We start from the raw sequence: 13,856 nt of genomic DNA, 5'->3' as shown, positions 1-13,856 counted from the left end.
AAAAAAGAGGCTTAGTAGCCTCTTTTTTATTTATTCTCAAACTGGAAATCAGATAACATCACTTACACCTTATTGGTTTTGGTATGTAGTAATTTTAAAATTAGGTCATTAATCTCTTCACTTTCCCATTTATCTTCTATTCCTTCAATATTCATAACCTCATCCATAATATCTCGTTGCTTATCGCCAATGGCTAGCGCATCTGCATAAGGTTTATCAGAAAAAGTTACTCTGGAATACAGAGGAATCCATTTTTCAGGATATTTTTCAGCAAAATGCTTTTCGATCTTTTTCCGAAGAATAAATTTTGGGTTTGCAGTCTTACTGCTCATTTCTACAAAATTTCTATAACTTAATTCTGCAATGGCATCTGCATTTGGTTTTCTACTTTCTTGATATTCTGTAAAAATCAGCTCCCAATTATCCTCATGCTTCTCAATAAGATCGTCTAAGACAGAAATATCTTCAAAACCTGCGTTCATACCTTGACCGTAAAAAGGAACTATAGCGTGAGCAGAGTCGCCTACTAAGGCAACTTTATTCCAATAGGTCCAAGGATAACATTTCATTGTAACCATTGCGCTCGTAGGATTCTTAAAGAAATCTCGAGTTAAATTAGAGATATCCGATTTGATATCGGGGAAATAAGTGCTAAAGAATTTCTCTGAATCTGCTTCGGTTTTAATTGCCTCAAAGGAAACCTCCCCTTCAAAAGGCATAAATAATGTACATGTAAAACTACCATCCAAATTAGGCATGGCAATAAGCATAAATTCGCCTCTAGGCCAAATATGAAAAGAAGTATTGTCTAATTTATGAGACCCATCTTCATTAGCGGGAATTGTTAATTCTTTATAACCTACATCTATAAAATATTGAGAATAGTTAAACCTACTTCTTCGCTGCATTTTATGGCGTACTCTAGAAAAAGCGCCATCAGCTCCAAAAACAATATCGAATTGATACTCCTGCCACTCAGCTTTTTCTGATTCTCCAGTATAAATTTTCGCTTCAGCAAGATTTACATCCCACACCTTTTCTTCAAACCTAAATTTAGCACCTGTATCTTCAGCAAGATCTATCATCTTTCTATTGAGAACTCCACGAGAAATTGAATAAATTGCTTCGCCTTCTTTCCCGTATTTCTGAAAATAAATAGGCTTTTCATTCACATGTAGCGCCCTTTTATCCAACGGCAATGCTATTTCTCGTATTTCTTCTTCAATTCCAACTTTCCGCAAAGCGCTCCAGCCCCTATTAGACATCGCTAAATTTATGGATCTACCAGAAAATTCAACTTTTCTAACATCCTGCCTTCGATCAAATACTGTGACCTCATGACCTCTTTTTCTTAAATAAATGGCTAATAAAGATCCTACTAACCCGGAGCCTATGATGGCGATATTTTTAGCTTTCTGCATTAATTTTTATAGTTAGACATCACTTAAATTAATAAAGACCGTCTAAGTTGAAATAGAAAAATGATGAATCAAAAATACAGATTAATTCTCAATTGATATTTTTTACGCCTAGTTCATTTGGTATTCTTTAGAACCTATAATTCCTGATGCAGCACTATTCAAAAACCGCCACAAAGAAGTCAAGTCATTAAAATAAAGTTAAAAACATTCCCATTTACAATTTGTTTAACACCTCTTAGAACCTGCTTCCTGTAACTTTAGTTATCTAAAAAAAGCAATATGAAAGAGAATCAACCATTATTAGAATCATACAAGTTAGAAGATCTTACTTTAAACAATAGAGTCGTAATGGCTCCAATGACTAGAAATAGAGCAAACAATGCTGAAAATACTCCAACAGATCTTCATGCTGAATATTATAAGCAACGAAGCGGGGCAGGGCTAATAATTACTGAAGGTTCCCAAATTTCTGAAAGAGCTGTGGGTTATATTAATACCCCCGGAATTTATACCGATGCTCAAACTGAAGGGTGGAAAAAAGTTACCACCGCTGTTCATGAGGAAGGTGGAAAAATCTTTATTCAGTTATGGCACTGCGGAAGAATGTCCCATCCAAAGTTTCATGATGGAGATAAACCCTTGGCACCAAGTCCTGTTAATCCTAATGAAAAATCTTATACTCCCGACGGATTCGAAGATACTGTAGAACCAAAGGCAATGACGCTTGTTGAAATAAAAGAAACCATACAAGAATTTAAGAAAGCTGCGCAAAATGCGAAAGATGCAGGTTTCGATGGTGTAGAAATTCATTCTTCCAATGGGTATTTAATTCATCAATTTTTCAATAAAAACTCCAACACGAGAACCGATGATTATGGTGGAAGCATTCAAAATAGAGCGAGATTCTTTTTTGAAGTGATAGATGCTATTAATGAAGTTTGGGATGAAACTAGAATTGGAGTGCGCTTAAACCCTTCTTTACATGGAACATTTGGAATTACAGCAACAGAAGAAACAATTCCAACTTTCGATTATATCGTAGAAAAATTAAATGCTTACAATTTAGCATACCTTCATTTGTCTGAGCCATTTACAGACGTTAGCGAGGTAGATTTCCTGGTTTCAGAAATCGCAAAACATTACAGACCTATATACAAAGGAACTTTAATGATTAACGGAGGTTTCGATCAAGAAAAAGGAAATAAGGTTATTAATGAAGGTCACGCAGACTTGGTAGCTTATGCGAAATTATATATTTCTAATCCTGATCTCCCTGAGAGATTCAAAAGAAATGCGGAATTAAACGAATGGAATGAGGATACATTTTATACCCCGGGAGCTAAAGGTTATACAGATTATCCAGTATTAGAGGAAGAACCTGTTAGTGAATAATTAACAAGAAATATTAATCTAAAATTCAATAAAATGAAACAAGAAAAGATAGATCAGTTAAAAAAGATTCTAAACAAATTAGAAGATATCAAGCACAGTCAGGAAAGTGTAATAGATAAGATAAATCATGTAATTACAGATCTTTTTCAGCATCCTGACAAAAAATTAGAAAAAGCGATGGAAGATGCTCATCAAAAATCATCAGATAATGTGGAATCTGTGAATGAAGTTTTAGAAGAACTTGAGATGAGAATTAATAAAGCTGAAAATGAAAGTTAAGCTGCTAATTTTATCAAGGGTAGCTTAAATTAATATTTAAAATTTCCACTTTCAGTTTCATAAGAATCTTAGTATTAAATTATTAATGAATTCTTAAGCGATATATCTATAACAGAAGTTAAGCTGAAAGAAATATTTCAAATTCAGAATAATTTTAATAAATTAGTTAAACACTCGTTAAAATAGCTTAGATTAGTTAGCGCATTCCATAAATTCGTGTCGAAATCTAATCAGATTATTATTTTAAGGAGTGCATTTTTTAGATATATCTAATTTATTAGCATGCCTTAACCATGTAATCAATAACCATTAATAAGCAACAATTTGTTGCACTAAAACAACTAACAATATGAGAGATTTAATTTGGCTAATCGTAGTACTACTAATCATTGGATGGTTAATTGGATATTTTGCCTTTCCAGATTTAGGTAGTATCATCCACATTTTAATTGTAATTGCAGTTATACTTATTTTATACAAACTTCTTACAGGAAGAAGATTGTAATCTATAAATACAATTTAAAAAGCCCTTTGAGTTTCAAAGGGCTTTTTTTTTATGAGCTATTTTTAATTATACTTAGAACACCTATTTTTGATAAAATTTTGAATTATGAAAAAAATTATTACCCTTTTTATGCTATTTACATTTTTAATTGGATGTAAAGATGATCCAAAAAATGAAGAAACATCAGAAGATGCTGTTTCTGAGACAACATCTGAAGAACTTCCTTTGCCTATACAAATAGCAAATGCCAATGGTATAGAGAAGTTTAATGAATTAGATGAATTAAATTTCACATTTAATGTAAAAGTAAATGACACTTTACGTTCTGAAAGAGCTTGGAAATGGTTTCCAAAATCTAAGAAAGTGGAGCTAACAGAAAAAGGCGAAACAATTAGTTATACTCAAGGAGATAGCTTGATAGAAAAAACATTAGCTGTAGATCAAAAATTCATCAACGATTCTTATTGGTTATTATTTCCATATCAATTAATGTGGAGTGATTTTGAATCTACTTACAATGAAAAAGGAATGGCACCAATTAGCAATGAGGAAATGAAAATGCTTACAGTTAGTTACAAAGGTAAAGGTGGCTATTCTCCAGACGATTCTTACCATATCTTTTTTGGAGATGATAACATGATTAGAGAATGGACATATGTTTCTTCTACCGGTAGAGAATTAACTACCACATGGGAAGACTACGAAACTTTTAAAGGCATTCCTATTGCGAAAATGCATAAATCTGCAGATAGTAGTTTTCAACTATATTTTACAGATATCACATTTAAGTAAAACATAGAAAATTAAAGTCTCGATGAAGCATTAATTTTCAAGAATCCCCTTCTTTAAGATTTGTCCGAAATTGTACATATCTTGAAAAGAACAGTAAAAAGGCGCCGGAGCCAAACGGATTACGTTTGGCTCTCGCCAATCTGTAATAACGCCACTTTTCATTAAGTAGCTAAAAAGCTCTTTTCCTTCTCCATGAAGAAATACCGATAATTGAGTACCCCGCTCCTCTTGCTTGGAAGGTGTAATAATTTCGAAACTGGCATCCACTTCTTTATCTATTTCTTTTAAGATAAATTCAAGATATGCGACTATTTTATTTCGCTTTTCTATAAGTGCTGGCATTCCTACTTCATCAAACATCTCGAGAGATGCCAAATATGGAGCCATTGCTAAAATAGGAGCATTACTAATTTGCCATGCGTGCGCATTAGGTTCCGGCTGGAATTCCGGTTCCATTAAAAAACGACGCTCTTTATTATGTCCCCACCAACCTTCTAATCTGGTAATATCTTTTATACCGTGGTATTTTTCATTGATAAAGCAGCCTGAGGCATTACCCGGACCGGAATTCATATACTTATAACTACACCATGCTGCAAAATCCACATCCCAGTCGTGTAATTTTAATTCTATATTACCTGCAGCATGTGCCAGATCCCATCCTACTTTTGCACCTATGGAATGACCTGCTTTTGTAATGGTTTCCATATCCAAGACTTGTCCAGAATAATAATTAACCCCTCCAATAAGCACTAAAGCGCACTCCTCTCCTACTTCCTTGATCTTTGCCAGTACATCTTCTGTTCTAAAAAAATGTTCGTTTTTGCGCTTCTCTATCTTTACTACCGCTTCATCCTCTGTATACCCATGAAATTTCACCTGAGAAGCAATCATATATTGATCGCTAGGAAAGGCTTTCTCTTCACAAATAATCTTAAATCGCTTCCCGCTTGGCTTATAGAAAGTAGCCATTAATAAGTGAAGGTTTACGGTAAGTGTATTCATCACTGTAATTTCACTAGGCTTTCCCCCTACTAATTTTCCCAGTTTAGCTGAAAATCTTTCGTGATAATCCCACCAAGGTTTTTCTGCATAAAAGTGCCCTTCTACTGCCATACTTGCCCAATCTTCCATTACCTCATCTACATATTTCTTTGCAGATTTAGGTTGAAGTCCTAGAGAGTTTCCCGTAAAATAAATTACTTCTTTTCCGTTTACCTTCGGAAAAATGAACTCCTTCTTATAGGAAGCTAATTTATCTTCAGCATCTAATTTTTTAGCAAAGTCTAGGGTATTTTCGAATCTCATAGCAGTAATTTGACGTAAAAATACTATAAAAATCAAGCTACAAAAAGTTCCTTTTGAATCAATTCTTATTTAATTGATGCTATAGAAAAATAGTTATGTTTAAATTTGCTGAAAACAACTTAAAAAATGCATTTTCTTCCTGAAGCCATAGATTCCTATACAGTTTCACATACCCAAGCCGAACCTGATATTCTAGCACAATTAACCAGAGAAACTTATCAGAAGATTCTTCAGCCAAGGATGTTAAGCGGACATTACCAAGGAAGATTGCTTAGTATACTTTCAAAAATCATTAATCCATCAACTATTTTAGAATTAGGGACTTATACAGGATATTCTGCAATTTGCTTAGCCGAAGGTCTAACAGAAACTGGAGAATTACATACTTTAGATGTAAATGAAGAGTTGCAGTCTATTCAGAATAAATATTTTGAGCTATCCGGCTATAGATCCAAAATTCATCAGCATTTGGGCGAAGCTTTAGAGATTTTGCCAACATTAGACATGAAATTTGATCTTGTTTTTATGGATGCCGATAAGCCTAATTATCCGGCTTATTTTGATCTCATAATAGATAAATTAAACCCGGGCGGAATTTTACTTACAGATAATGTATTGTGGAGCGGAAAAGTTGTTGAAAAATTAAAGAAAGACGACGAGTCTACAAAAGCTCTTTTAGAATACAATAAAATGGTAGCAACAGATGCTCGGCTAGAAACCGTTATGTTGCCTATAAGAGATGGCTTAAGCTTGAGCCGAAAGAAATCTTAGTAAAATCTTTTCCCCGCTAAGAGATATAGCTTATAAAATCCATATCCAAAGATTAAACCTACAATGGCACCCACGAAAAGATCTAATGGATAATGTACACCCACATAAACACGGCTTAAAACGAATATAATTGGCCAAATGTAAACTATATAAATCCACTTATATTTTTCCCGTAAACTCAAAACAACAAAAGTTGTCACTACGAAGGAACAGGATGCATGTCCAGAAAAGAAACTATAATTAGTTGGAGTTTGTAAAATTCGAATAATATCTAATAATTCGGGATCATTATTAGGTCTGAGCCTAGCTGCAATACCTTTTACAAAATTTGTAAACGCCAAGGTGGTCAAAAAAGAGGATAATAGGAAAGCAGAATTAAAAAGAGCCTTTTTCTTATGGAAAGCTATAAAAAATAGAATAAAAAACAGAATGTATAGGGGAATCCAATGTTTTATATTGGTTACGAAGATCCAAAAGCTATCGTATTCTTCAATTCCTAAACTGTTTAAATAAACAAACAGCTGCCTGTCCCATTTATCTAATAATTCAATCATTAAAATCTGCGCTTTACAGATCCTGTAATTTCATCTAAATCTTCTTTTATCTTGCTTATTTCATTTTTCACATCCTTAGAGACATCTGTATTAATGCCCTGCTTTTCGGCACTTTTAGTGATTTCACTTTTAATGTCGTTGGATGCGTTGCGCAAAGTGCGCATTCCTTTCCCTAGACCTCTAGCGATGTCTGGTATTTTATCGGCACCAAAAACCATGATTAATATAAATATTATAAAACCAATTTCGGCACCACTTATAAATAATGGAAGTGTTATCATAGTCAACAAAGATAATCACAATATATATTAAAAAAAGAAGCCGACTCGTTAAAGTCGGCTTAATTTTTATCTACAAAAGATTACTCTCCTGCATCTTTCTTAAACTCCTCAAATTTGCTGTCTTTAGCTTCTTGAGGCCAAGTGTTATTATCTAAGTTCACATCGGCAGTTTCCAAATTAGGATCTACAACTACTTTAGTAATCTCTTTATCACTAGCAATCGCTTTGCTAATCTCTGCATCGTTCTTTCTCCATGCTTGAACAGGATAAGTTACCATATTTGTAGTACCATCTGCATACGTATATTCAACAATTAATGGCATTACCAATCCTCCCGGCTTATCAAAAGTAATTTCATAGAAAAACTTAGGAGATTTCATTTTCGCACGCTCTTCAGCAGTAAAATTATCCATCAAAAATTCATTCAATTTTGGAGCATTTTCCAAAACAGATTTAGATTTCATATCTTCAGAATAGCCTTCTCCACCTTCTTCTACAACATATACCAAATCCATACTTTCCGGATCTGTAACTCCGTATCGCTCTAACATTGCTAATCCTTCTTTGGTAGCTTTATCTGTAACGAAATATTTCTTCACACCTTTAACTCCTATGTCCACAAAATCTGTCCCATAGAACCATCCTCTCCAGAACCAATCTAAATCTACACCAGAAGCATCTTCCATTGTTCTAAAGAAATCCTCTGGAGTTGGGTGCTTAAACATCCAACGTTGTGCATAGGTTTTAAAAGAAAAGTCAAAAAGTTCATGGCCCATAACAGTTTCTCTCAAAATATTAAGAGCTGTTGCAGGCTTTCCATAAGCGTTGTTTCCTAATTGGTAAACATTCTCTGGATTAGACATGATAGGTGCTATGTATTTTTGATCTCCTTTCATGTAAGGAACGATCTTAGAAGGTATACCTCTTCTAGAAGGATAAGTAGATTCTGGTGCAACAGCCGCAGGATATTCTTTAGCGAAATCTTGTTCAGCTAAATATTGCATGAAAGTATCTAAACCTTCATCCATCCATCCCCATTGGCGCTCATCTGAATTCACGATCATAGGAAAAAAGTTGTGTCCAACCTCATGGATAATTACACTTATCATCCCATATTTCACACGGTCACTATACGTACCATCTTCTTCTGGACGTCCATAATTCCAACAGATCATAGGGTATTCCATCCCTTGATTCTTTGCATGGATAGAAATCGCTTTATGATATGGATATTGAAAAGTGTGATTAGAAAAAGTTTTTAATGTTGTAGCTATTGCTCTGGTAGAATATTCCTCCCATAATGGATTTCCTTCTTTTGGATACATAGAAACTGCCATTACGTCTTTCCCCAAAACATCTACATTCATCATATCTACAACAAATTTTCTTGATGTAGAAAATGCAAAATCTCTAACCATAGTAGCCTTTAACTTCCATGTTTTCTTTTTGTCAGAAAATTGCTTTTCAGCAGCTTCAGCTTCAGCCTGAGAAACTATTATTACCGGCTTGTCATACGATTTTTTAGCTTGCTCATACCTTTTCATCATTTCTTTGGTATAAACGTCTTTTCTATTCTGAAGTTCTCCAGTTCCATCTAAGATGTGATCTGCAGGAACAGTAATATTCACTTCGTAATTTCCAAAAGGAAGCGCGAATTCACCATTACCCCAAAATTGCATATTTTGCCATCCTTCTACATCATTGTAAACCGCCATTCTTGGAAAGAATTGAGCAATTACATATACATTATTCCCATCTTTAGGAAAGTGCTCGTATCCAGATCTAGCTCTATCTGTTACGTGGTTATTTACATTATACCACCATTTAATAGAGAACGAAGTGCTTTCCCCAGCTTTTAAAGGCTGTGGCAAGTCTATACGCATCATTGTAAAATTAATGGTGTGTGCCAATGCTTTTCCGTCTTTAGTAACAGACTCAATATTGAATCCACCATCGAAAGGTTCGTCTAAAAATTGTTTTGCAAAAGTTCCCGGCTGGCTAACAGCAGCTATTCCACTTCCGTTCTTTTCTAACGCTACAGAATTTTTAGTTCGGATATTTTGGTCTAACTGAACCCATAAATATTCTAAATCGTCTGGTGAATTGTTATGGTAAGTAATAGTTTCTACACCGGTTAGCTTTTGAGTTTTATCATCTAACTCAATGTCCATTTTATAATCGGCTTGATTCTGGTAATATGCCGAGCCCGGAGCTCCAGAAGCAGTTCTATATTGATTGGGAGTTGAAAACTCTTGGTGAAGTTGTCTAAATTGATTTTGATTTGTGTGGCCCATTTCCTTTGCTTCTTCCTTCGGAGCTTCAGTTTCCTGAGCATACATTCCTGTAGAAAGAACTAAGAAAAATACCAACATGGCAGATTTAAATTTTCTCATTTGTTATTTGTTAATTTTAATGTTGCTAAAAATAAGTATTTATTGGTGCCTCACAATTCAATTGTTAAAATTTAACACATCTTCTTGCTTGGACTTATTAAGGATTAAACTTTTTGTAGAGCCTTTATAGGTAACATGTACCAAGTTTTTTTTGCTCGCTAAACATATCTGTTAAAAGCGCATTTTTCAACCCGATCTTTTTAAAGGAAATAACTTTTGGAATTTCCATATACAATATCAGCATATCATCTTCATATTCCTTTCCTAGATAATTAAGTTCCACAACTTTTCCATCTAGTAGAATCTCCATCTTCTTAGTTAGATATTTTTTAATGTAATCGTTTGCCTCAGTACTTTCATTAGATTTTCCTAAACGAATAGATTTATCGTATCTAGTTTGAAGGAGATCTTCGAGATCGTCTATAAAAAGGCGAGATATTATTTGAAGGCTTTCGGCTTTCTCGTTGTATTCAATTTCTGTAACACTCACATAAAATTTATGATCGGTTTCAAATGAAGAAAAGCCAATAAAAAGAAGGAGTAACGCTATTTTTAGTTTCATAAGAGTAATAGAAAAATCGAAAATACTTTTATTTCGAGATTTATTTGGATGTTTCAATCAAAAACTTCAAAAAACGTTCCAAAATTACTCCTTAAACATTTCCTCAATCTAAGCTTGTAGTATTATAGATCTTACTCTGCTCGATCAAAAATTCGATTAAAGCGAGTTTATTTTGATTTTTCACTAAGATAGCACCCAGCCCATTATCATTTGCGAAATATATAAAAGCATCTATATAATCTGGTTGGATAGCCAGAGTTTCCGTGAAGAACTTCTCATCGAACAACTTGCGTAACTGGGCAATAATATCGGTATTATTCTTATACTTATTTAGATCTAATTTAATCTCTGCCGGCTTACTATCAGGAAGAATAGGACTAAGGATTAAACCAATTATTCCAAGAACGTTCGCGCCTGGTAGTCCCGGGCGTTGTCCTAAAGCCAAATTTAGGGGTGCAGATTGAGGATCATTAATATCCGATTCGAATCTCATATTATTTATATCTCCAATTTTGAAATTTATAGGCAAATCTCTTACAACCGGAATATTCGCAATATCTGTATTTAGATTTCCGGTAAGATCGACGTTGCTAATATTCACTTCATCCAAAACATTAAGGTCTTCTACTAAGCCTATATCTAAAATACCTTTTTTAATTATTTCTGAAGTAATTTGGATTATAACATTTTTATATTGAACAGAAGAAAACAAAAGCTCATCGTTTTCTTTTACTAAAATCTGATAAGATCCAGACTTTGAATTCACTGTTCCTGTTTGTTGAGTTGAATTTATTATGTGGATGGAAGCCTCATCCAAAAATGGTGCAGATATAGTTCCGGTAAGTTGGGTGTTTTCTTGTGCAAGCAACGGTGAAACAGTAAATAATAGTAGGGTTATTACTTTTAGATAAGTTTCATTTCTCATACTAGTATTTTGTTTCGGTTAATTTCTATTCAATTGCTTTTTGTATTTTTTTGCTCTGCTCCATCAAAAACTCTATAAGATCAAGTTCTTTTCCCTTTTTCAACATCTCCTCATCTAATCCATTTCTATCTGCATATAAAATAAAGTCTGGAATGTTCTCCAGTTCTATATCAAAATATTCTTTAAAAAACTCGTCATTATATAACTGTCTAAGTTCATTATCGATCGACTCATAAGATTTGGTATAAGGATTAGAGATGTCATTTTGCTTATTCGAAATCAATAATAATTTGAATAAATTCACGAAGTTAAGTCCGTTCACCAGTCTAGTCTGACTAAAAGCCAAGGCCTGATTTTTGGGAGCCTTTCCAAAATCTGCAACATTTTCAACATTAGCAAACTCGCCTTGAGGAATACCAACCTTTATATCTACTGGCAGCTGAATAACTTCTAATTTTTCAACATCTGCATCTAACTTTCCGGTAAGATCGTAGGGAGATACAACTACTTCAGGAAGCCTATTCACCAATTCACTCACGTAGATATTCAAAGTTTTGGTCTCCAAAACCCTTTTATCTATTACAACCGTAAATTCCTGAAACTGTACTGCAAAAACCTTAATGGTGTCACTTTCTTTAACAGCAATAGCAAAGTCACCTTCAGCATTAGAAACTGTTCCTTCTTGAGAATTGATGTTAAAAATGCTAATCCCTTGTGGTTCTTCCCCCACAGGAACTTCAATAGAGCCACTTATCCTAATTCTATCATTGGATTGCGCATAGGTAAATTGCACAACAAAAATTGCAAATAATAGGTAGGTAAGTTTTTTCATAGAAATGTTTTGTTTAAAGAAACAATTAAAGGTGAAATAAATATAACAAGCTTTACTTAAACTTTGGTTAAAGCTTCACAATACTTAAATTTACAAAAAATCGTAAATGAAAAATGCCATTCTCGCAAGTACTTCTACTTTGCACGGTCAAGCCTATTTATCTTATTTGCTTCCCGAGATTTCAAAGCTCTTCAAGAACTGCGCCGAAATAATTTTTATTCCTTTTGCGAGACCTGGAGGTATTACCCATGATGAATATACTTCCCTTGTTCGAAAAGCATTCGAACCAATTTCTATAAATGTAAAGGGTTTACATGAGTTTAAAGATAAAGAGGAAGCTCTTAAAAAAGCTCAAGGAATATTTACCGGTGGCGGAAACACATTTTTGCTTGTAGATAAATTGCATCGAATTAATTTAATGATGTCTTTGCGAGATCAAATTTTAGGTGGAACACCTTATTTAGGCAGCAGTGCAGGGACAAATATTGGAGGACTCACAATGCAAACCACCAATGATATGCCCATAATTTATCCGCCGAGTTTCAAAACTCTGGGAGTGGTTCCTTTTAATATAAATCCGCATTATTTAGATCCAGATCTAAACTCTACACACAAGGGTGAAACTCGGGAAACGCGCATCAAAGAATTTCATACTATAAACACCCAACCGGTTGTTGGTCTTCGAGAAGGAAGTTGGTTAGAGATTAAAGAAAACGATATCACTTTAAGGGGTACTCTTTCTGCACGAATTTTCAAAGTTGGCAAGGAACCAATGGAACTAGCTTCTAATAGTAACTTATCGGAAATTATATAAAATGGATTATCAAAAGATATTAAATACCATTCAAGAAGAAATTAGCTATCCTAATGCTATTGGGAAAGTGGCGGCATATATTCCTGAATTGGCAAAAGTAGATCCTAAAAAATTCGGGATGCATCTTTACTGTAGAGATTCGGGACATTATTCCTTTGGGGATAGTAAGGAAAAATTTTCAATCCAGAGTATTTCCAAAGTTTTTACCTTAACTATGGCCATGCAAATCTTAGGGGAATCTTTATGGGAACGTGTAGATGTAGAACCGTCTGGAGATCCATTTAATTCCTTAACTCAATTGGAATACGAACAAGGAATCCCTAGAAATCCTTTCATAAATGCGGGCGCTTTGGTAATTGCAGATGTTTTGGTCTCGAATTTAAAAGATCCTAAAAAAGACCTTTTAGAATTTGTTAGAAAGCTTACCGGCAATAATGAAATAGATTATGACTTGAGAGTTGCGGAATCTGAAAAATCTACCGGCTATAGAAATTACGGATTAGTAAATTATATGAAGGCTTTAGGAAATATTAAAAATGATGTAGAGCCTATCTTAGATTTCTATTTCCATCAATGTTCCTTAGCGATGTCTTGCGAAGAATTAGCCAAAGCTTTCATGATTTTTGCTAACGAAGGAAAAATATTGGAAACCGATGAAAAAATAATTTCCAAAAAAAGAGTGAAGCGTATAAATGCTTTAATGCAAACCTGCGGATTTTACGATGAAGCAGGAGAATTTAGTTTTGAAGTTGGCTTACCGGGAAAAAGTGGTGTTGGTGGAGGCATTGTTGCCATCCACCCTTCCCAATATTCTGTGGCTGTATGGAGTCCTCTTTTAAACCCTAAAGGAAATTCTGAATTGGGAATGGCTGCCTTGGAAAAACTCACCACGCTTACAGGGTTTTCTATTTTTTAGAGATTTTTGAAAAAGTAGTTAGCTTTGAAATATTCTTTTTTAAATCAGATTCCTCCTTCGTCGGAATGACATTTTTTATTGGATTGTCATCTCGACGAAGGAGGGATCTCA

The 13,856-nt window shown here is 34.2% G+C and carries 15 protein-coding genes; 7 read left to right on the top strand and 8 right to left on the bottom strand.

Annotation, left to right across the window (positions count from 1 at the left end; genetic code table 11):
* Positions 1-62: 62 nt before the first annotated feature.
* Positions 63-1,421 (bottom strand): FAD-dependent oxidoreductase, encoded by a 1,359-nt coding sequence (locus ON07_RS13230; protein WP_010232375.1) that lies wholly within the window; start codon positions 1,419-1,421, stop codon positions 63-65.
* 279 nt (positions 1,422-1,700) lie between these two features.
* Between ON07_RS13230 and ON07_RS13225 the strand changes: the two genes are divergently transcribed.
* From ON07_RS13225 to ON07_RS13210, 4 genes are all read left to right on the top strand, one after another.
* Positions 1,701-2,813, top strand: coding sequence for an alkene reductase (locus ON07_RS13225; RefSeq protein ID WP_010232373.1), 1,113 nt, complete (start codon positions 1,701-1,703; stop codon positions 2,811-2,813).
* A gap of 33 nt (positions 2,814-2,846) precedes the next feature.
* Positions 2,847-3,092: a hypothetical protein gene (locus tag ON07_RS13220; RefSeq protein ID WP_010232371.1), complete on the top strand. Its 246-nt coding sequence runs from the start codon at positions 2,847-2,849 to the stop codon at positions 3,090-3,092.
* Between the two features lie 349 nt (positions 3,093-3,441).
* Complete coding sequence (locus ON07_RS16500; RefSeq protein WP_010232370.1) at positions 3,442-3,597, top strand: lmo0937 family membrane protein; 156 nt, start codon at positions 3,442-3,444, stop codon at positions 3,595-3,597.
* A gap of 105 nt (positions 3,598-3,702) precedes the next feature.
* A complete protein-coding gene (locus tag ON07_RS13210; protein ID WP_010232368.1) occupies positions 3,703-4,389 on the top strand; it encodes a hypothetical protein in 687 nt (228 codons plus the stop codon).
* A gap of 30 nt (positions 4,390-4,419) precedes the next feature.
* Here ON07_RS13210 and kynU read toward each other — a convergent pair whose 3' ends face one another.
* Positions 4,420-5,697: a kynureninase gene (kynU, locus tag ON07_RS13205; protein WP_010232366.1), complete on the bottom strand. Its 1,278-nt coding sequence runs from the start codon at positions 5,695-5,697 to the stop codon at positions 4,420-4,422.
* A gap of 126 nt (positions 5,698-5,823) precedes the next feature.
* Here kynU and ON07_RS13200 point away from each other — a divergent pair, with 126 nt between their 5' ends.
* Positions 5,824-6,468: an O-methyltransferase gene (locus ON07_RS13200; RefSeq protein ID WP_010232363.1), complete on the top strand. Its 645-nt coding sequence runs from the start codon at positions 5,824-5,826 to the stop codon at positions 6,466-6,468.
* Here ON07_RS13200 and ON07_RS13195 read toward each other — a convergent pair.
* The 6 genes from ON07_RS13195 to ON07_RS13170 form a co-directional block, all read right to left on the bottom strand.
* Positions 6,465-7,022 (bottom strand): phosphatase PAP2 family protein, encoded by a 558-nt coding sequence (locus ON07_RS13195; protein WP_010232361.1) that lies wholly within the window; start codon positions 7,020-7,022, stop codon positions 6,465-6,467. The two genes, ON07_RS13200 and ON07_RS13195, sit on opposite strands and share 4 nt — an antisense overlap.
* On the bottom strand, positions 7,022-7,303 hold the full coding sequence (locus tag ON07_RS13190; RefSeq protein ID WP_010232360.1) for a Sec-independent protein translocase subunit TatA/TatB: 282 nt from the start codon (positions 7,301-7,303) through the stop codon (positions 7,022-7,024). Before ON07_RS13190 ends, ON07_RS13195 begins: the two co-directional genes overlap by 1 nt.
* Positions 7,304-7,383: 80 nt before the next feature.
* Entirely contained in the window at positions 7,384-9,696 is a 2,313-nt protein-coding gene (locus ON07_RS13185; protein WP_010232359.1) for a M1 family metallopeptidase, read from the bottom strand.
* A 124-nt stretch (positions 9,697-9,820) separates the two neighbouring features.
* Positions 9,821-10,258: a DUF6702 family protein gene (locus tag ON07_RS15645; protein ID WP_155807239.1), complete on the bottom strand. Its 438-nt coding sequence runs from the start codon at positions 10,256-10,258 to the stop codon at positions 9,821-9,823.
* A gap of 103 nt (positions 10,259-10,361) precedes the next feature.
* Positions 10,362-11,183 (bottom strand): peptidase associated/transthyretin-like domain-containing protein, encoded by an 822-nt coding sequence (locus tag ON07_RS13175; protein WP_010232356.1) that lies wholly within the window; start codon positions 11,181-11,183, stop codon positions 10,362-10,364.
* Between the two features lie 25 nt (positions 11,184-11,208).
* Positions 11,209-12,015 (bottom strand): hypothetical protein, encoded by an 807-nt coding sequence (locus tag ON07_RS13170; protein WP_010232355.1) that lies wholly within the window; start codon positions 12,013-12,015, stop codon positions 11,209-11,211.
* Between the two features lie 106 nt (positions 12,016-12,121).
* On the opposite strand from ON07_RS13170, the gene pepE reads away from it, so the two are divergent.
* Both pepE and ON07_RS13160 read left to right on the top strand, forming a co-directional pair.
* A complete protein-coding gene (gene pepE / locus ON07_RS13165; protein WP_010232354.1) occupies positions 12,122-12,829 on the top strand; it encodes a dipeptidase PepE in 708 nt (235 codons plus the stop codon).
* A gap of 1 nt (position 12,830) precedes the next feature.
* The gene (locus ON07_RS13160) at positions 12,831-13,745 is read left to right on the top strand and encodes a glutaminase (protein WP_010232352.1); all 915 of its coding nucleotides are present in this window, start codon (positions 12,831-12,833) and stop codon (positions 13,743-13,745) included.
* The last annotated feature ends 111 nt before the right edge of the window (positions 13,746-13,856 follow it).

Origin of the sequence: Gillisia marina (assembly GCF_000258765.1) — a bacterium.
Lineage (GTDB): Bacteria > Bacteroidota > Bacteroidia > Flavobacteriales > Flavobacteriaceae > Gillisia > Gillisia marina.
This window is presented reverse-complemented; position numbering and strand designations above follow the sequence as displayed.

Coding starts and splice junctions, on each gene's coding strand:
- ON07_RS13230 (WP_010232375.1), bottom strand. CDS start 1,421: ATGCAGAAAGCTAAAAATATCGCCATCATAGGCTCCGGGTTAGTAGGA.
- ON07_RS13225 (WP_010232373.1), top strand. CDS start 1,701: ATGAAAGAGAATCAACCATTATTAGAATCATACAAGTTAGAAGATCTT.
- ON07_RS13220 (WP_010232371.1), top strand. CDS start 2,847: ATGAAACAAGAAAAGATAGATCAGTTAAAAAAGATTCTAAACAAATTA.
- ON07_RS16500 (WP_010232370.1), top strand. CDS start 3,442: ATGAGAGATTTAATTTGGCTAATCGTAGTACTACTAATCATTGGATGG.
- ON07_RS13210 (WP_010232368.1), top strand. CDS start 3,703: ATGAAAAAAATTATTACCCTTTTTATGCTATTTACATTTTTAATTGGA.
- kynU (WP_010232366.1), bottom strand. CDS start 5,697: ATGAGATTCGAAAATACCCTAGACTTTGCTAAAAAATTAGATGCTGAA.
- ON07_RS13200 (WP_010232363.1), top strand. CDS start 5,824: ATGCATTTTCTTCCTGAAGCCATAGATTCCTATACAGTTTCACATACC.
- ON07_RS13195 (WP_010232361.1), bottom strand. CDS start 7,022: ATGATTGAATTATTAGATAAATGGGACAGGCAGCTGTTTGTTTATTTA.
- ON07_RS13190 (WP_010232360.1), bottom strand. CDS start 7,303: ATGATAACACTTCCATTATTTATAAGTGGTGCCGAAATTGGTTTTATA.
- ON07_RS13185 (WP_010232359.1), bottom strand. CDS start 9,696: ATGAGAAAATTTAAATCTGCCATGTTGGTATTTTTCTTAGTTCTTTCT.
- ON07_RS15645 (WP_155807239.1), bottom strand. CDS start 10,258: ATGAAACTAAAAATAGCGTTACTCCTTCTTTTTATTGGCTTTTCTTCA.
- ON07_RS13175 (WP_010232356.1), bottom strand. CDS start 11,183: ATGAGAAATGAAACTTATCTAAAAGTAATAACCCTACTATTATTTACT.
- ON07_RS13170 (WP_010232355.1), bottom strand. CDS start 12,015: ATGAAAAAACTTACCTACCTATTATTTGCAATTTTTGTTGTGCAATTT.
- pepE (WP_010232354.1), top strand. CDS start 12,122: ATGAAAAATGCCATTCTCGCAAGTACTTCTACTTTGCACGGTCAAGCC.
- ON07_RS13160 (WP_010232352.1), top strand. CDS start 12,831: ATGGATTATCAAAAGATATTAAATACCATTCAAGAAGAAATTAGCTAT.